Below are 16,445 nucleotides of genomic sequence, written 5' to 3'. Positions count from 1 at the left end.
TGTCTGGTGTCCATTCAGGGGCCACTGGCTATGCGAACCCTATGACGCGCATAGCCTCCGGGTAGGAGTCTCAGATCGGCGTCGTCGTGTCGATGGCCTCTTTCATGGGGCGCCGCATGGCCGACCAGTACCGCGTCGGTGTGAGGCGCGCGAGCAGATCGACCAGTCTGGCTTCGCGTCCGAGCATGGTGCGTGCGCGCCGTCGCACCGTGGCATCCACGATCGTGCGCGCAGCGTCGGCGGGCTCGGTGTGGTACATCTGCGCCTGTGCCTGCGCGGCGCGATCGGCGACGGCCGGATCGATCGCCGCGGCGTAGCGGCCGTGCAGGATGATGCCCGTCTTCACGCCTGCGGGGTAGATCGCCCCGACACTCACCGACGAGCCCTCGAGCTCGTGCCGCAGTGCCTCGCTGAAGCCGCGGACGGCGAACTTGCTCATCGCGTATGGGATGCGACCGGCGGGTGCTGCCAGCCCGTAGACGGAGGCGAGGTGGGTGATGTGCGCGGCCGGTTCGCGGCGCAGCGCGGGCAGCAGGGCCTGCGTGATGTTGACGGTGCCCCACAGATTGACGTCCATGAGCCAGCGCATCTCGGCCATCGTGAGCTGGTCGATGCTGCCGAGCATCGACGAACCGGCGCACGTGATGAGGGTCTGCAACCGCGGGTGGGCGGCGATGAGGTCGCCCGCGAGTGCGGTGACGGCGTCGTCATCGGTCAGGTCGACGACGTGCACCGTGTGCCCGGTGCCCGAGAGGGATGCCGCGACGGCCGCGAGCCCGTCGGCGTTGCGGTCGACCAGGGCGACGCGTGCCCCGCGCGCGGCGAGCTGTCGGGCGACGGCGGCGCCCATGCCGCTTGCCGCACCGGTGATGACACTGGTCGCGCCGCGGACATCGAGAGGTCGCATCCCTCGATTCTCGTCGATGCTCGCCCGTAGGATCGAGGGGGAGGATCCCGTGCCCGAGAAGCAGAAGCGTGCCCGTACGCGCGATGTCGTCGCCGAGGGGCTCTACATCGCGTCTGCGGCGACCCGGCTGAGCCTCAAGAACAAGATCCTCGTGCACATCCTCGTCGACGGAGATGACTTCGACGCCGACCGCTTCCTCGGCGACGCACGAGAAGCACTGCTCGCGCTGGCAGACGAGGCAGAGCAGGATGCCGCGCGCACCGAGCGCGAGCGCAAGGCGGCCCGGGGGCGGCACGCGGACTCTGACGGCACCCACGACTACCGCAGCCGCGACGTGCGCAATCTGCGGCGGCGGCAGAAGCAGTCGCTGCACGTCGCCGCCGAGTTGCGCAAGCGCGCCGCCGAAGACGACGAACTGCGCAAACTGATCGCCGACGCGCGGGATGCCGCGTGGGGTGAGGTCTCGAAGAACATCGACCGCACCCTGCGCATCGAGGCGGCCCGGCCCGATCTCGAGCCCGACTACGAACGCATGCGCACGGCCCGCATGCAGGCCCTGCGGCTGGTCGATCTGCCCAAGCTGCGCGCACATCGCCGCAGCTCGCAGAAGCAGTCCGAACTGCGTGAACAGGGTGTCGAACCGGGCCCCGTGCTCGAGGCTTCGTCGGCCGACATCGACCCCGGCGAACTCGAATAGACGCCCGAGCGGCTCGATTCGTCTGATCCGCAACGGTCATGTATTCTGGACGCTGGCCTTCGAAAGAATCGGCCGGGCGCCTCTAGCTCAATGGATAGAGCATCTGACTACGGATCAGAAGGTTGGGGGTTCGAGTCCCTCGAGGCGCGCACTGTGTTGAGACAGTCCTGAACTCCCTCGGTCATCGACCGGGGGAGTTCGTGTTTGTCCCGACCTCTCGTCAGAGGGCCCGCACCCGAAGCCACGCGAAACCGTGGGGTGAGAGCACGAGGCCTTCGTCGAGGTCGATGTCGACGGCGTGCACGATGTCGCGTGCGGTGCGGTCGAAGCCCGACAGGGTGAGCGGGTCGACCACGACCTGTTCGTCGCCGACGTTCGCGAGCGCCAGCACGACCTGGCCGTCGGTCCCGGGTCGCTGGTAGCCGAGCACGGAAGCCTTCGGCACATGGAAGCCGACGAGGTCGTTGCCGCCGAACTCGGGGGTCTGGTGCCGCACTGCGATCAGGTGCGTGAGTCGCGAGAACACGCGCCCCGCATCTGTCTCGAGGTCGGTGCGCTGAAAGTAGCGGTCGCGCGGTCGCTGCCCGCGGTGCACCCAGCGGGTGTCGTCGCGGCGTGCCGGGTCGTCGGCGTAGCTCGGGTCGTTCAGCTGGGCGACCTCGTCGCCGAGGTAGAGCAGCGGGATGCCGCCGGTCGACATCGCGATGGCGTGCGCCAGCACGACGCGGTCCACTCCGGCCGGGTCGCCCGCCTCGATGCCGGCAAGGGACGCCGTCGTTCCCGCGACGCGGGCATCGCCCGTCTTCGGGTTCTCTTGGAAGGGCACACCCCGCGCGAACGAGTCCTCGTGACGTCCGTTGTAGAACGCGTTCAAGAAGCGGCGGTGTGCGCCGCCCTCGATGCCGAGCTCAGCGGCATCCTCGTCGGCGAAGGTCCACCCGATGTCATCGTGACTGCGCACGTAGTTGACCCACGCGGTGCCGGCGGGCAGGCTGTGACGGCGTTCGAGTGCCTGCTGCAGCAGTCGCGCGTCACGGGTGGCGAGCGCCTCCCACGTGAGCGCCATCTGCAGCGGGTTGTACGACAGGCGGCATTCGTCGGCCGAGATGTACTCGATGACCTCGTCGGGGTGCACGATCGCCTCCGACTTGAACTCGACGCCGGGCGCAGCCATCGCCAGCACCGCGTTGAACGCCTGCAGCAGCAGGTGCGCCTCGGGCAGCGACTCGCACGCCGTGCCCAACTGCTTCCAGATGAACGCGACGGCATCCATGCGCAGGATGTCGACGCCCTGGTTCGCGAGGAACAGCATCTCTCCCGCCATCGCCGTGAACACCGCCGGGTTCGCGTAGTTCAGGTCCCACTGGTAGCGGTAGAAGGTCGCCCAGATCCAGCGGCCGTCCTCCAGCTGCACGAACGAGCCCGGGTGGTCGTCCGGAAAGATCTCGCGCGTGGTCTGCTCATAGGCATCGGGCATCTCGCGGTCATCGAAGATGAGATAGAAATCTTCGAACGCAGGGTCACCCGCGACCGCCTTCTGCGCCCATTCATGGTTGCTGGCGGTGTGGTTGAACACGAAGTCCAGCACGAGCGAGATGCCGGCCAGGCGCAGCTCTGCAGCGAGCTCGGCAAGCTGTTCCATCGAGCCGAGGCTCGGGTTCACGCGCCGGTAGCTCGAGACGGCGTACCCGCCGTCGTTGTCGCCGTCGGGGGTGTCGAACAGCGGCATCAGGTGCAGGTACGTCAGGCCCAGATCGCGGAAGTACGGAATCTGATCGCGGATGCCGGCGAGATTTCCGGCGTAGCGGTCGACGTAGCAGACGCCGCCCAGCATCCGCTCCGACGTGAACCAGTCGGGCTGGTCGAGGCGGGCGCCGTCGCGCACCTTCAGCTCGAGCGGACGTCGACTCCAGCTCGTCGAGGCGAGGGCGATGAGCTCGCTCAAGCGGTCCTGACCGTCATCGCGCCCGCCGTACAGCTGCGTGAAGAGTCGGTGCAGCCGGGGAAACTGCTCGTCGAAGCGTCCGAGGAACGCGTCGTCGACGCGACCGGCGTCACCGGCGGCCGCGAGCGCGGCGGTGCGGTCGTCTTCGAGGGTGCTCAGCGGGGTCATCGTTCTCCTCCGCGCCCCAGCCTAAGCGGCGGCGCTACGCTGAGCACACGACGGCGCGCGCCCGCCCGACGCGGAGGGGAACATCGATGGAGCTGCGACAGATCGCCCAGCGGGCGACCGACCTGGACCGTGCATCCGACTTCTACACGGTGCTGCTCGAACGGGCGCCTTCGGCCCGGTTCGCCGACCCCGACCTGTTGTTCTTCGACCTCGACGGGGTGCGACTGCTGCTCGACGCGAACGCGCCCTCGGCGCTGCACTACTTCGAGGTCGACAACGTGCACGAGACGATCGAGCGGCTCGGCGGGGCGATCGAGGTCGTCACGCCGCCGCACGTCATCTTCGTGCACGACACCCACGCGATCGGCCCCGAAGGGCACGAAGAATGGCAGGCGTTCGTGCGCGACACCGAGGGCAACACGATCGGTCTGATCGCCTTCCAGAAGCCGTGACGGTATCAGCGGGAGCGTTGCCGCCTCTTCTGATGTGACCCGCACCGCGCGGGCCCTCGCTCCTTGAGGAGGCCGACATGGCCGACACCGCCGCACTCATCGCCGTCGCTGCGCAGATCCATCCCGCCAGCTGCGACCTGCTCTTTCCGCGAGGCGAGCGCACCGCGCCGCCGCCCGTGCCGCTGCTGATCGGCATCGACGCCGGATCGCGCGCCGGACACGAACTCGTGCGGGGTGCGGCAGCCGGCCACACCGTCGGTCCGACGCTGTCGACCGTGCCGCAGTCGGGCAGTGCCTTCGCCTACGGGTTCTCGATCGGGCTCGGCGTCGTACTCGCGGCGCTCGCCCCGTCGTGGCAGTCGACGCCGAGCGCCCACGTGCTCGCCGCGCTGGTGCGCAGGCAGGTCGAGATCGTGGTCGACGAGAGCGAGTGGTTCCGCGCCGCATAGTCGCTCCCCGCCGCGGTGATCGTGCCGCGTAGGCTCGATGCCATGAGCGCGTACATCTCAGCGTTCGAGCTGTTCTCCATCGGGGTAGGACCGTCGAGTTCCCACACAGTGGGACCGATGCGCGCCGGCCGCGACTTCGCAGCTCGGTTGCGGGCAGCAGGGCAGCTGCCGAACGTCACCGCCGTCGCATGCACGCTGTACGGGTCACTCGGCGCCACCGGCATCGGCCACGGCACCCCCGACGCCGTCGTCGCGGGGCTGCAGGGTCTCGAGCCCGAGACCGTCGACCCCGCTGCCGTCCGCTCCGCGTGGACCGACTGGCCGACGGGTGAACCGTTGCTGCTCGACGGCGATCACGCGGTGGCCTTCCGCAAGGAAGACATCGTGTTCGCGCCGCGTGAGCGGCTGCCCGGGCACCCCAATGCGATGACCCTCGTGGCCCGCGACGCGGGCGGGCAGGTGCTCGCCGAACAGACCTACTACTCGATCGGCGGCGGGTTCATCCGACGCGACGGTGCAGACGAGCAGGTCGCGGCGGCGCCGTTTCCGTTCGCCTACGACTCGGCCGACGAACTGCTGCAACTGTGCGACCGTCACGGCCTCACGATCGCCGAGGTCGCGCGCCGCAATGAAGAGTCGCTGCGCTCCGAAGACGAGGTCGCGGCCGCGCTCGACGCGGTGTGGGATGCCATGGCCTCCTGCGTCGTCGCGGGCCTGCACGCCGACGGGGTGCTGCCCGGCATCCTCAAGGTGCGCCGCCGGGCCGGTGCCATCCGGGCGCAGCTCGAAGAGGCCGAGGCGGACGGGCGACGCGAATTACCAGGGGAGTGGCTGGGCGCGTTCGCGCTCGCCGTCAACGAAGAGAACGCGTCGGGCGGGCGGGTCGTCACGGCCCCGACGAACGGTGCCGCCGGCATCCTCCCCGCCGTCGCGATGTACTGGTGGCGGTTCATGGCCGACTCCGGTCTCGGCGGCGGCAACGCGGTCACGCCGTACGGCGAGCTCGTCGGGTCGGCGCTGCTGGGCTTCCACCCGCCGACCGCCCCCGAGCTCGCCCTGCCGGCGGTCGACGCGGCGGCAGACGAGGCCGCGATCGCTGAGGCGAATCGTCGCCGCGGCATCCGCCGGTTCCTGCTGACGGCGACGGCGCTCGGTTCGCTCTTCAAGGCGAACGCGTCGATCTCGGGCGCCGAGGGCGGATGCCAGGCCGAGGTCGGGTCGGCGTGCGCCATGGCCGCCGGGGGCCTGACCGCGGTCATGGGTGGCACGAACCGGCAGATCGAGAACGCCGCCGAGATCGCGATGGAGCACCATCTGGGGCTCACGTGCGACCCGGTCGGCGGGCTCGTGCAGATTCCCTGCATCGAACGCAACGCGATCGCGGCATCGACGGCGGTGACGGCGGCGCGGCTGGCGCTGCGCGGCGACGGCACGCACTACGTCTCGCTCGACACGGTCGTCGAGACGATGCGGCAGACCGGCATCGACATGTCGACGAAGTACAAGGAGACCAGCGAGGGCGGGCTCGCCGTCAACGTCATCGAGTGCTGACAGGCCCACGCAGTTTGCCGGTGAGCCGCTGCAGGTCGCGCAGCTCGTCGTCGGTGAGCACCGACATCCGGCCCGCAATGGATCGCCCGTGCGTCGTCGCGACCCGGCGAAAGATCGCCAGCCCCGTCTCGGTCGCCCGGACGATGGCGCCGCGGCCGTCGCGGGGATCGGGACACTTCTGGATGAGGCCGCGCGCGACCATGCGGTCGACCAGGCGCGAGACGCTCGGCTGGCTGATCAGCATGTTCGCGGTGACATCGCGCAGTCGGGCCGCGTGCTCGTCGCCGCGGGTCACCGTCAGCAGCACGTCGTATTCGGGCTGGCTGAGGGTGTCGTCGTCGAAGTCGGCCGAGATCTCTCCGAACACCTCGTGCTGTGCGCGGAACAGGCTCTCCCATGCCGCGATCGCGAGGTGCCGGTCGGTCATGGGGTCCAGACTATCCCCGGCACCGCTCGCCGCCCCGTAGCGTGGATGGCATGGCACAGACGGGGTGGCGCAGGTGGTCGACGGTTGTGGGTGTGTTCGCGCTCATCCTGCTCGCGGGTGCCGTGTTCGGTGGGCCGGTGCTCGGTTCGGCTCAGCCCGCGTACGCCGACGTCGATGACTTCACGTTCGAGTCGATGACGGCCGACTACACGCTGAGCACGGCCGACGACGGTACGAGCCGGCTGCACGTGGTCGAGACGTTCGTCGCCGTCTTTCCCGAGACGGATCAGAACCGGGGGATGCGTCGCGTCATTCCCGACCGGTACAACGGGCAGCCCCTCAACCCGACGCTGATCTCGATCACCGACGAGCGCGGTGCGAGCCGTCCGTCCGAGGTCGACACCGACGGCGACTACGCCATGACCTCTCGCGCCACCGGCTACGTGCACGGCGCGCAGACCTACGTGTTCACGTACACACTCGAGCACGTCGTGTGGGACTTTCCCGACACTGGTCTGGAGTTCTACTGGGACGTCAACGGCGTCGACTGGGCGCAGCCGTTCGGGCAGATCACGGCGCGACTGCACCTCGATGCGTCGCTCGCCGATGAGCTGACCGGCAACCTCGCCTGCTACCAGGGGTCGCAGGGAGCTGAGACCCCGTGCGCCGACATCGCGCAAACCTCGGATGCCGCGGGCGTCGTCGTCACGGCACGCGCCGAGCAGGTCGCGCCCGGCGAGACGTTGACGATGGCGGTCGGTCTCGACGACGACGCGTTCGAGGCGTTCGACACGTCGTTCGCCGCATCCGGGTGGAGCTGGCTGCAGACCGGGGCGCTCGCGCTCAGCGCCGGCGCGGTCGGCACCGCGGTGTGGACGCGACGCCGGTTCTTGCGCGATGCGCCGGGGCGGCCGACGATCATCGCCGAGTACACGCCGCCGCGCGGTGTCGACGCGCTCGAGAGCGCCGTGCTGCTCGGCAAGCGCGCGAAGGGCATTCCGGCCGAAGTGCTCGAGCAGGCCGTCGTGGGGTCGATCCGCATCCTCGAGGGCGAGAAGACCTGGTACGGGCGGGTGCCACTGGTCGCGGAACTCGTCGATGCAACGCGCGCCGACGCCAACGGGCAGATCCTGCTGCGCGGGCTGTTCGGCGGTGGCGGGCCGGGCACGCGGTTCACGTTCGGCCGTCAGGATCGTGGCCTGTCGAGGGCCGCGCAGTCGATCCTCGCCGACGCGTCGAAAGACCTGCGCGAACGCGGCTTCGTGCGCCCGGTGTCGGCGTGGGCGTACGCCAGGGCGCCGTTCTTCGCGTTCGTCGCGTTGGCAGGCGTCGTGGTCGCCGGCATCCTGGCGATGGAGTCCGGGGTGTCGTCGGCGCTTCCGGGTGTGCTGATCGGTGTCGCGGTGGTCGCCACGATCGCCGCGATCATCGTGATCGCGAAGCAGCCGCTCACGGCCGCGGGTGCCGAAGTGCGCGACCACCTCGCGGGGCTGCGCGAGTTCATCGAGTGGGCCGAGGCCGACCGCATCCGCATGCTGCAGTCGCCCGGAGGAGCCGAGCGGGTGGGCGTCGACGTGTCGAGCCCGACCCAGATGCTGAAGCTGTACGAACCGCTACTGCCGTACGCCGTGGTGTTCGGGCAGGAGAAGGAGTGGTCGCAGCTGCTGTCGCAGCTCTACACGAACACCGGCGCGGTCGGCCCCGTTTGGTACGTCGGCGCGGCGGGATTCAACGCGTCGTCGTTCGCGTCCGGCATCGGGTCGCTGTCGGCCGCCGCGTCCGCCTCGTCATCGACGTCGGGCGGTTCCGGTGGCGGCGGAGGAGCCGGTGGTGGCGGCGGCGGAGGCGGTGGTGGCGGCGTCTGACCCGGTGAGTCCGCCCCGTCGCGCTGCGGGCTTCGGGCAAGAGTAAGCCCCGGTCAGAGAGGCTTCCGACCGGGGCTTGTCCCTTGCACCAAGAGTGTCCTGCAATCACATGCCGGTAGCTGCCACAGCAAAACAACTACCGTGCTTGCACTCTATAACGGGAAGGTAACGACGGCAAGGGTTTGTCGTTATCTTTTCGTGATGGGCGCTCGTGTTGTGTCCGATGATGTCCGATGACATTGATTCTGTGTCTGTGCCATTGATCTTGTGTCGGTGACGTTGATTCTGTGTCTGCGCCGTTGATTCTGTGTCTGCGCCGTTGATTCTGTGTCTGGAGTCGGGCGACACGCGGCCGCGGTCGGCGGGCGTCTCGGGTGGATGGTCGTACTCTGGCGCCGTCAGGTTCCCTTCTTCAACTGAACATCCATCAGTGAGGGGGTGGGCGAGTGAACGGGATCCAATCTCCGGCGCCGAGCATCGACGTGGCTCGTGTCGAGATCGAGTGGGTTGCGTCTGGTCGCCGGGATCGTCGGAGTGCTGTGGACGTCGCCGGGGTTCTTTTCGAGGTCACGGATCGTGTGCGCCAACCGGAGTCGTGGAAGCACAAGAAGAACTACGAGGGCTTCTACTGGGCGGCGACCACCGGTCGGCACGTGTGGTTCGAGTCGTTGTACGAGCGCGCCGCACTGATGCGGTTCGACCGTGACCGGCGGGTGCTCGCCATCGCGTCGCAGCCGATGACGGTTCATTGGGGAGTCGGTGCGCGGTGGCATGTCCCGGACTTCTTCGTTCGATACCGCGACGGTCGCGGAGTTGTCGTCGACGTGAAACCTGCCAAGCGTATCGATGAGCGGGATGTCGAGACGTTCCGGTGGACCGCTGCGCTATGCGAGGGTCTCGGCTGGGGCTATCAGGTGGTGAGCGACATCTCAACGATGGAGGACCGCAACCTCCGATTTCTCTCCGGGTACCGCTACGACCGGTGGGTTTCCACCGGCGCGGACGTGTGCCTCGGCGCGCACGTGGGGGAGGAGCGGACGTTGCAGGATTGGGCGTCAGAACTCAACGACGCGTGCCCGGAACCACTGGGTGCCGTCTACTCCGCTGCGTGGTGGCGGCGGCTTCAAGTCGACCCGGACGATCGATTGTCGCTGCGTTCGATGGCGAGGGCGGTGTAGCGATGCGCGCCGGGATCGGGACACGGCTGACGTGGGACGATCACGACTTCATCATCATCGCGATCGACTACCGACATGCGGTGCTGCGATCCCTGAAAGAGGACTTCGTCCGACAGGTTGTCATTGAAGAGTTGCTCCGCTTGCCGAATGCCTCCTGGCATGACGTGCGGCCGCCGTCGTCCGAACCGTCAGATCTTCAGCTGATCGCTGAGCTGCCTGCGATTGAGCGACGTCTCGTCGAGGCGTGGGTAGAGCAATTCGAAGCGATGAAGCTCCTCCTCGACAAGGGCGCGCCTCTGGGGTCACTGCTCAACGATGTACGGACCGCGATGCAGCCCCACCTCGATGCCTCGACGGAGACCGTGCGCCGAAAGTTCCGTCGCTACCTGGCGGAGGGAGTGATCGGGCTCGTCGACGGCCGACGCTTGAACGGGCGCAAGCCTGGCATTGACGCGCGGATTAGTGCGGCGTTGAGCGAGCTCGGCGCGGCCGGCATCAAGCGTTCATCGGGGACTCGCACCCGCACGGTCGACAACCTGAAGTGGATGCTTGAGGAGGACTTTGGCGACGATCTGGAGCTACCGAGCGACCGGACGCTGCATCGGCTGATCGCGGCGCACCCGACCGCACGGAAGCTGAATAGCTCCGCGCGGGCGAGAGAGACGGCGGCGAACAAGCCGGGTCGCGCGTTCGAGTTGCATGGGTCGTTGCGGCCGGGGGAGCATGTGCAGATCGATAGCACGGTGATCGATGTGCCGTCCCGGTTGCTGGATGGCCGGCTGAATCGTGCGGAGTTGACGATCATCCATGATGTCGCGACGAGGTCGATTCTCGCGGCGTTGGTCCGTGCGATCGCGACGAACAGTGCGGATCTGGCTGGTGTGCTCGCGCGGGCGCTGACGCCGTACGAGTTCCGTCCCCCGGGGGCACGGGAGCAGCGGGAGCGGGTCGCGGCGTCGTGGGCGGGGCAGTTCATGATCGAGCAGGACAAGCTCGATCAGTACCGGTTGGCGCAGCCGTACATCTTCCCGGAGACGATCACGACCGACAACGGCAAGATCTACCGTTCCGAAGCGTTCCGGTCGGGATGCGCACGGGTGGGGATCTCGTTGATCTTCGCGGGGAAGGAGACCCCGACGGACAAGCCCCATGTGGAGCGGACGTTCGAGTCGATGGTGACCCGTTTCGTGCAGTACCTGGAGGGGTTTACCGGTGGCAGTGTGGACAGGCGGGGTCGGGCGGAACCGACCGATGATGTCCTCGCGGTCGCGCAGTTGCAGGAGTTGTTGGAGGACTGGGTTGCGATCGAGTGGCAGAACCGCCCCCATGACGGGCTGACCGACCCGCTGCTTCCGGGTCGGTCGTTGACACCGAACGAGATGTTCCGCGCGTACCGACGGGTCGCGCCAGAGATTCACGTGCCGTTCGGGGTAGATGACTTCATCGGGCTGCTCCCGTCGAAGAAGGTGACGTTGCAGGACTACGGCATCAACCAGAACCGGCGGGTGTACCGGTCGAAGCGACTCCCCGACCTCCGCGCGGCCGGCTCGCGAGGGGAAGGGGCGACCCGTCCATGCGTGATCCGGTACGACCCGCACAACCCGCTGTATGTGTGGGTCGAGCATGACGGCGCGTTCGTTCCGTTCCGCGCCACACCGGACCTCCTCGACGAGCCGATGGGCGGCGACATCTGGCGGGAATCCCGCGCTACTGACGCCGATGCCGACCGCGTGACCCGGGAGGACGCTGCCCAGCTCGCGGATCGGATGAAACGCGCCCAGTGGGTCCGCCCGGGCACGAAACGTAACCGGGCGGCGCGATCCGCGGAGGTCAACCGCGATCCGATGCACTACACGAGCGCCGCGCAAGCCGACGCCCGCGACGACGCAGCCGAGGAGCAGGTAGAAGACGAAGTGATCTGGGAGCGCGGCGGTGGGTTCTCGCTGCTTGACGATGATGACGGGGTGTGGGAGCGGTTGACATGACGCAGGCGATCAATACGAGGGAGGGGTGGTCCGCGTTCGTGAGCGAGACCGTCGACCAGCCACTACCAGTCACTCGCGAGGAACTGGAGGCGATGTCACCAGCGGACCGTGCGCTGCACCGTGAGGCGCGGAAGCAGTTCATGGTGCGTGGGTCGGTGGTCGCTACCGGTCAGTTCGCGGCGATCGAGGCTGAGATCCGCCGCCGGCTGATGTTGAACACGTACAAGTCGCACGGGAAGCTCGGTGTGATCGTTTCGGGCGAACCGAACATCGGGAAGACCACGACCGTCGCGCACATCGCCCGCCGGTTCGAGCGGCGCCGTCGCGATGTCGGCGGGTCCGGGTCCGGGTCGATCCCGGTGATCTACGTGTCGGTGCCGCCGTCGTGCACCCCGAAGCTGATGCTGGGCGAGTTCGCGCACTTCCTGGGCCTGCCGGTGCGGACCCACTACAACACGGGTGAGCTGATGAACACGGTCGCGAGCGTGATCGCGACGTGTCGGACCGAGCTGATCATCGTCGACGAGATCCACAACATCAACCAGAAGTACAAGCAGATGAGTGAGGCGTCCGACACGCTCAAGCAGCTGTCGGAGAAGTGCCCGGGCACGTTCGTGTACGCCGGCGCGGATGTCGAGGGCAGCGGGCTCCTGGATGGCACGAGAGGCCGGCAGATCACGAGCAGGTTCCAGATCATGCGGCTGCACAAGTTCGAAGCCACCGGCAAGGCCCGCGCCGCGTGGGCGGACTTGTTGCTCGCGGTCGAAGCGTCGCTGGGGCTGATCGATCAGGAACCCGGCGCGATCCTCCGCCACGTTCGCCATCTCCACACCGCGACCGGAGGGGTCATTGGGGATCTCACCGGGATGGTGCACATGCTCGCGATCGACGCGATCGACACGGGTACCGAACGCCTCGACCTCGACACCGTATTCGGGACCACCCCCGCGCCCGATCCAACACCGGCCGTAGTCGAGGTGTGAGGGATGCGGCAGGGGCAGGCACCCGTCGCTGATGTCCGCGCCCTGCCCGTCCCGGTCCGCACGGTTCCGGGGGAGACCGTCACCTGCTACCTGGCCCGCCTCGCCGAAGCGAACACGCTCACCGAACGTGACCTTCGGCTTCATGTCACGGATATCGCCGGCCTGTCGCCGTTCCGCCCGAACCTGGAGAATGCGGGACCGTGGGCAGAGCGCCTCGGGTCGCTACCCGTAGGGCACTTCGACCGCGAAGCCCGCCGGAACGCGATGTATGTCCGCTGTCAGCACTTCGCGTGGCAGCCCGGCAACTGCACACGCTGCGGGTACACCCAGCAACCTCGCACAGCGTGCCGACGGTGCGCCCGCGGCGCGTCCACGATGGTCCGGAGTCGTGGGGGTGCGGTCTGCAACCATCATCGCCGTTGGCACCTTGACGGTGTCGACATCGACCTGACCCGTCACCCCGACTACGCGCACGCGGAGCGATGCCTCTCTGGCACGCTGTGGAAGCGAGGCATCGGCCTGCACACCGGCGAACTGCAACTCGCTGCCACCCTCATCGAACACTGGGCGAGAGACGCGAAGCCCGCGCGACGCGTTGCTGACCGGATGGCAGACCTCGGCATCGGCGAGTTGGGCCGCGACACCGTGCTCCTCGCGGCATATCCCGAGGTCGTGCGACTCACGGCCGTGCTGACCGACCTGTCGTTCGCGTCGTACCTCCTCAGCTCCCGGTTCAAACTCGCTGAACAGGTATGGGCGCTTGAAGCCGCCGTCGTCACGATCATGCAGGGCACCACAACCACTCACCTCCACGACATCGCCGAACGCATTGTCGCCCGCGGAAAGGCCGCAGTCGAGACCGCGTTCAGCATGCGCCTCAACGCCGGCTGCAAGCGCCCCGCCGCGCTCGAGAAGGCCCTCGTGGCATCGTCGCAACGGCATCGCATTTGCTTGCTCCGACACCTCAGCACCGTGCGCATCCAGATCATCCCCTACACCCCCGGTATTGCTGTGCCAAGGAACCGAACTGTGGTCGCGCGCGGAGGTCTGTCAGACGCGCCGCTGACCTGACGTATCAGACGATCGGCCGCATCGAGGTCGTGTAGTGCTGGGGCAAACGACCAGCAGGGCTGAGGTGGCTTTGGGCGTTCGAAGTACTCACGCATACGATCGACGTCGCCGATCGGAATCAAGGGTGTAGGTGGGGTCTGAAGCCGGCGGCTCCCAAGGTGACGGTGCCATGTCATGCCGCGCTCTCCAACCCAACGAAGCGTCGCGCGGGCGGCGCCCCGACGGGGCACGGCGCGCTCAACGCCTCTCCCGTCGTGGCCCTCTTGACATCGAGTACGCGCCGCTGATTGCATTTCACCAATCGGAAGTGGGTGGGTAGACATGCCGCGACACCTGATCGGGAGGACAGCGGTCCGCGGAACCATCCTCGCTCTCGCCCTCGCGAGCCTGCTCTTGTCCGAACGAGCGCAGGACACTGAACCATCAACTTCCTCGACCTCGAGCGTTACGGCCGTCGACTTCGCCGCCGCAGGCGCGGCGGCGGCCCCGGCCGAGACGGAATCGATGTCCATCGCGGAATCCTATGCAGCGGACTATGGCGTGAGCGTCGAGGATGCAAGCAAGATCCTCGACCTTCAAGTCATCTCGGGAGATCTGGTATCCACACTCGCCGAGCGCTTCGGCGAAACCTCGTTCGACGCATGGCGGGAAGTCAGTGCGGGAGCGGCCACGCTCGTTGTGCGAACGGATGACGTCGAGATAGTCCGCACCGCCGAACGTCTCGCGGATGCCGCGGGGGTTCCTCTCTCCACGCTGCACGGGGTCGCCTTCTCCTCGCAAGGTGATGTCCTGGTCGATCTCATCCCACGGATTCAGGATGTGTACGCGGGTGATACTTCAGCGCTTCAGGGTGCCTACATCGACGCGAAGACCGGGCAGATCGTGCTCGACGTGCGCTCATCATCGGCAGCGCAAGAGTCGTCGGCCGAGAGTCTCGTCGGCTCAGCTGTCCGAGGTCTTGACGCATGGTCCTCGCTGGGGGCGGATGACAGCATCCTCCGCGTGCAGGCCACGAACGGCGAGGTGGGAGATTCCGCGATCCTTCGAGGGGGAAACGCGACGGTGCCTGCGTGCACCGTTGGTTTCACCGCACAGATAGGCACGACCTCGATCTCGTCAAGGGGATTCTGGACAGCGGCGCACTGCCTGACCTCGATTCCTTGGTTCGCCAACCCCGGCGGATCAGGCACGAGCTATGCATCGTCGTACAGCCACCGCAACTGGAACGGGTACGCGGATATTGCCTACTTCACGATCAACACATCATCGCATAGCGCCTACACGACGTTCTACGGCGACTCCCTGACAACTCCACGCCAGAACCCCAGTTCGTACACATTTGCGGTGGCAACCGACTACCTCTGCCATCGTGGAGAGACGAGCGGGCAGCGTTGCGGCACAGTATCCAGCACCTCGTACGCACCGACTTGGAGCAATGCATGCAACGGGGCGATATGCCAGCCCGTGTTCGTCCGAGTCAACGGTGCGGGCCAGGATAGCGGAGACAGTGGTGGCCCCTGGTACTACACGAACGGCGCTGGCACGAATCGCGCGTACGGCATTCACAAGGGCGGAACCTACCCGGGCACGACACCGACGTTCAGTGTCTACTCGAAGTTGCTCTATCGGCCGCTTGAGACCCGTCTGCGCTACAACTACTGATCTCGACAGACGACGATGCGAGCAACGAGACGACGACCCCTGGCGTCGGCTGGCGGTTTCCTCGTCGCTGCGGTGCTATCCGGCTGCGGGACGATCGAACCGGAGATCGTCGTCGCCACCTACGATCCGTCGGGAGAGGGCGGATTCGGATCGGGCATCGAGGGCCGTCTGGTCGTCGATGTCGATGGTTGCCTCGCCGTCGATCTGGAAACCGGTGAGCGCGTCGTTCCTGTGTTCCCCGCGCCCGAGATCGCCGTCGACGGAGACCTCGTCAGCTACCGAGGCGACGACCTAACCGGTGGTGACGCCGTAACGCTGCCGGGCGGGTTCTCGGAGGTCTCCGAGCTCCCGGACGCCTGCGAAGGCGCGGGCGAGACATTCGTGGTCGGCAACCGCGGCTGACTGTGACGATGGCGGTGGGAGTCCCGCAGCGGTCTTCCTGACTCAGCGGCTGAGTGCCGCGCTAATAGATCCGGGGATTCCCGTCGTCGAGTTCGCGTCGCGGTTCCGAGAACCTACAGGTTGAATGGCAAGGACCGGCGCAGACGAGCTGCTGGGATTCAGTGCGGTCGACGGGAACCTGCGGATTCTCGACACAGAATCAATGGCAGGGACGACAGAATCACTGTCATCGGACAGATGACAGTGATTCGGTGCTGGGTGCCATTGATCTTGTCTGCGACACGCGGGCGGCACCGCGGGTGCGCGATGGTTCGCGGTCGTACTCTGGCGCCGTCAGGGTCGTTCTCCAACTGAATATCTGCAGTGGAGGTGACCATGGAAGCGATCGCCGGACTCGGCACTCGGTTGATTACTCAGGTGCAGATCGAGTTCGTCCTCGACGGGCGTCCGGATCGGCGCGACGGCGACGCTATCGACCTTCCCAGCGAGCTTCTGATCAAGCCATCGGAGTGGGCAGGGTCGGCGCCGGCACCCACCCGGTCGGACAGATCCTGGGAAAGGCATCCCGCCGAAGCGAGAGGCCAGGCGATTCAAGAGTCACGACCAGACGGAGCACCAGCACCCACTCTGCCAGCCGACCCCAGGCCAGCCATCTCAGAGACTTACAGGTGATTCAGTCACCAGTTCGTTCGTCACGCCCCTC

The 16,445-nt window shown here is 67.2% G+C and carries 14 protein-coding genes and 1 tRNA gene; 12 read left to right on the top strand and 3 right to left on the bottom strand.

What is annotated here, in order from left to right; translation table 11 throughout:
* Positions 1-70 precede the first annotated feature (70 nt).
* Complete coding sequence (locus AC3ENX_RS05380; RefSeq protein ID WP_434810829.1) at positions 71-907, bottom strand: SDR family NAD(P)-dependent oxidoreductase; 837 nt, start codon at positions 905-907, stop codon at positions 71-73.
* Positions 908-923: 16 nt separating this feature from the next.
* Here AC3ENX_RS05380 and AC3ENX_RS05375 point away from each other — a divergent pair, with 16 nt between their 5' ends.
* A complete protein-coding gene (locus AC3ENX_RS05375; RefSeq protein ID WP_434810828.1) occupies positions 924-1,604 on the top strand; it encodes an asparagine synthase in 681 nt (226 codons plus the stop codon).
* Positions 1,605-1,680: 76 nt separating this feature from the next.
* Positions 1,681-1,753 (top strand) — tRNA-Arg (locus AC3ENX_RS05370).
* A 71-nt stretch (positions 1,754-1,824) separates the two neighbouring features.
* Here AC3ENX_RS05370 and AC3ENX_RS05365 read toward each other — a convergent pair.
* Positions 1,825-3,717 (bottom strand): alpha-amylase family protein, encoded by a 1,893-nt coding sequence (locus AC3ENX_RS05365; RefSeq protein WP_434810827.1) that lies wholly within the window; start codon positions 3,715-3,717, stop codon positions 1,825-1,827.
* Positions 3,718-3,803: 86 nt separating this feature from the next.
* Between AC3ENX_RS05365 and AC3ENX_RS05360 the strand changes: the two genes are divergently transcribed.
* From AC3ENX_RS05360 to AC3ENX_RS05350, 3 genes are all read left to right on the top strand, one after another.
* A complete protein-coding gene (locus tag AC3ENX_RS05360) occupies positions 3,804-4,169 on the top strand; it encodes a VOC family protein (protein ID WP_434810826.1) in 366 nt (121 codons plus the stop codon).
* 77 nt (positions 4,170-4,246) lie between these two features.
* Complete coding sequence (locus AC3ENX_RS05355) at positions 4,247-4,618, top strand: hypothetical protein (RefSeq protein WP_434810825.1); 372 nt, start codon at positions 4,247-4,249, stop codon at positions 4,616-4,618.
* Between the two features lie 42 nt (positions 4,619-4,660).
* On the top strand, positions 4,661-6,169 hold the full coding sequence (locus tag AC3ENX_RS05350; RefSeq protein WP_434810824.1) for an L-serine ammonia-lyase, iron-sulfur-dependent, subunit alpha: 1,509 nt from the start codon (positions 4,661-4,663) through the stop codon (positions 6,167-6,169).
* Here the strand turns inward: AC3ENX_RS05350 and AC3ENX_RS05345 are convergent.
* Positions 6,156-6,596 carry a MarR family winged helix-turn-helix transcriptional regulator gene (locus AC3ENX_RS05345; protein ID WP_434810823.1) on the bottom strand — a complete coding sequence of 147 codons (441 nt, stop codon included), beginning with the start codon at positions 6,594-6,596 and terminating at the stop codon, positions 6,156-6,158. The genes AC3ENX_RS05350 and AC3ENX_RS05345 overlap by 14 nt on opposite strands.
* Before the next feature lie 50 nt (positions 6,597-6,646).
* On the opposite strand from AC3ENX_RS05345, the gene AC3ENX_RS05340 reads away from it, so the two are divergent.
* The 7 genes from AC3ENX_RS05340 (at position 6,647) to AC3ENX_RS05310 (ending at position 15,742) form a co-directional block, all read left to right on the top strand.
* Positions 6,647-8,461 carry a DUF2207 family protein gene (locus AC3ENX_RS05340; RefSeq protein ID WP_434810822.1) on the top strand — a complete coding sequence of 605 codons (1,815 nt, stop codon included), beginning with the start codon at positions 6,647-6,649 and terminating at the stop codon, positions 8,459-8,461.
* A gap of 539 nt (positions 8,462-9,000) precedes the next feature.
* Positions 9,001-9,639 (top strand): TnsA-like heteromeric transposase endonuclease subunit, encoded by a 639-nt coding sequence (locus tag AC3ENX_RS05335; RefSeq protein WP_434810821.1) that lies wholly within the window; start codon positions 9,001-9,003, stop codon positions 9,637-9,639.
* 2 nt (positions 9,640-9,641) lie between these two features.
* Positions 9,642-11,624 (top strand): Mu transposase C-terminal domain-containing protein, encoded by a 1,983-nt coding sequence (locus AC3ENX_RS05330; protein WP_193599396.1) that lies wholly within the window; start codon positions 9,642-9,644, stop codon positions 11,622-11,624.
* A complete protein-coding gene (locus AC3ENX_RS05325; RefSeq protein WP_193599397.1) occupies positions 11,621-12,607 on the top strand; it encodes a TniB family NTP-binding protein in 987 nt (328 codons plus the stop codon). Before AC3ENX_RS05330 ends, AC3ENX_RS05325 begins: the two co-directional genes overlap by 4 nt.
* A 375-nt stretch (positions 12,608-12,982) precedes the next feature.
* Positions 12,983-13,678, top strand: a complete 696-nt coding sequence (locus AC3ENX_RS05320) for a hypothetical protein (RefSeq protein WP_434810820.1) — start codon at positions 12,983-12,985, stop codon at positions 13,676-13,678.
* A gap of 321 nt (positions 13,679-13,999) precedes the next feature.
* On the top strand, positions 14,000-15,340 hold the full coding sequence (locus AC3ENX_RS05315) for a chymotrypsin family serine protease (RefSeq protein WP_193599399.1): 1,341 nt from the start codon (positions 14,000-14,002) through the stop codon (positions 15,338-15,340).
* A gap of 72 nt (positions 15,341-15,412) precedes the next feature.
* Positions 15,413-15,742 (top strand): hypothetical protein, encoded by a 330-nt coding sequence (locus AC3ENX_RS05310; protein ID WP_434810819.1) that lies wholly within the window; start codon positions 15,413-15,415, stop codon positions 15,740-15,742.
* The last annotated feature ends 703 nt before the right edge of the window (positions 15,743-16,445 follow it).

Source organism: Microbacterium sp. bgisy189 (genome assembly GCF_057707225.1).
The sequence above is the reverse complement of the archived record's forward strand: the minus strand, read 5'-3'. Positions and strand labels throughout refer to the sequence as shown.

What these genes read in the sequence shown, in the direction of transcription:
- AC3ENX_RS05380 (WP_434810829.1), bottom strand. Translation starts at nt 907, where the DNA reads ATGCGACCTCTCGATGTCCGCGGCGCGACCAGTGTCATCACCGGTGCG.
- AC3ENX_RS05375 (WP_434810828.1), top strand. Translation starts at nt 924, where the DNA reads ATGCTCGCCCGTAGGATCGAGGGGGAGGATCCCGTGCCCGAGAAGCAG.
- AC3ENX_RS05365 (WP_434810827.1), bottom strand. Translation starts at nt 3,717, where the DNA reads ATGACCCCGCTGAGCACCCTCGAAGACGACCGCACCGCCGCGCTCGCG.
- AC3ENX_RS05360 (WP_434810826.1), top strand. Translation starts at nt 3,804, where the DNA reads ATGGAGCTGCGACAGATCGCCCAGCGGGCGACCGACCTGGACCGTGCA.
- AC3ENX_RS05355 (WP_434810825.1), top strand. Translation starts at nt 4,247, where the DNA reads ATGGCCGACACCGCCGCACTCATCGCCGTCGCTGCGCAGATCCATCCC.
- AC3ENX_RS05350 (WP_434810824.1), top strand. Translation starts at nt 4,661, where the DNA reads ATGAGCGCGTACATCTCAGCGTTCGAGCTGTTCTCCATCGGGGTAGGA.
- AC3ENX_RS05345 (WP_434810823.1), bottom strand. Translation starts at nt 6,596, where the DNA reads ATGACCGACCGGCACCTCGCGATCGCGGCATGGGAGAGCCTGTTCCGC.
- AC3ENX_RS05340 (WP_434810822.1), top strand. Translation starts at nt 6,647, where the DNA reads ATGGCACAGACGGGGTGGCGCAGGTGGTCGACGGTTGTGGGTGTGTTC.
- AC3ENX_RS05330 (WP_193599396.1), top strand. Translation starts at nt 9,642, where the DNA reads ATGCGCGCCGGGATCGGGACACGGCTGACGTGGGACGATCACGACTTC.
- AC3ENX_RS05325 (WP_193599397.1), top strand. Translation starts at nt 11,621, where the DNA reads ATGACGCAGGCGATCAATACGAGGGAGGGGTGGTCCGCGTTCGTGAGC.
- AC3ENX_RS05320 (WP_434810820.1), top strand. Translation starts at nt 12,983, where the DNA reads ATGGTCCGGAGTCGTGGGGGTGCGGTCTGCAACCATCATCGCCGTTGG.
- AC3ENX_RS05315 (WP_193599399.1), top strand. Translation starts at nt 14,000, where the DNA reads ATGCCGCGACACCTGATCGGGAGGACAGCGGTCCGCGGAACCATCCTC.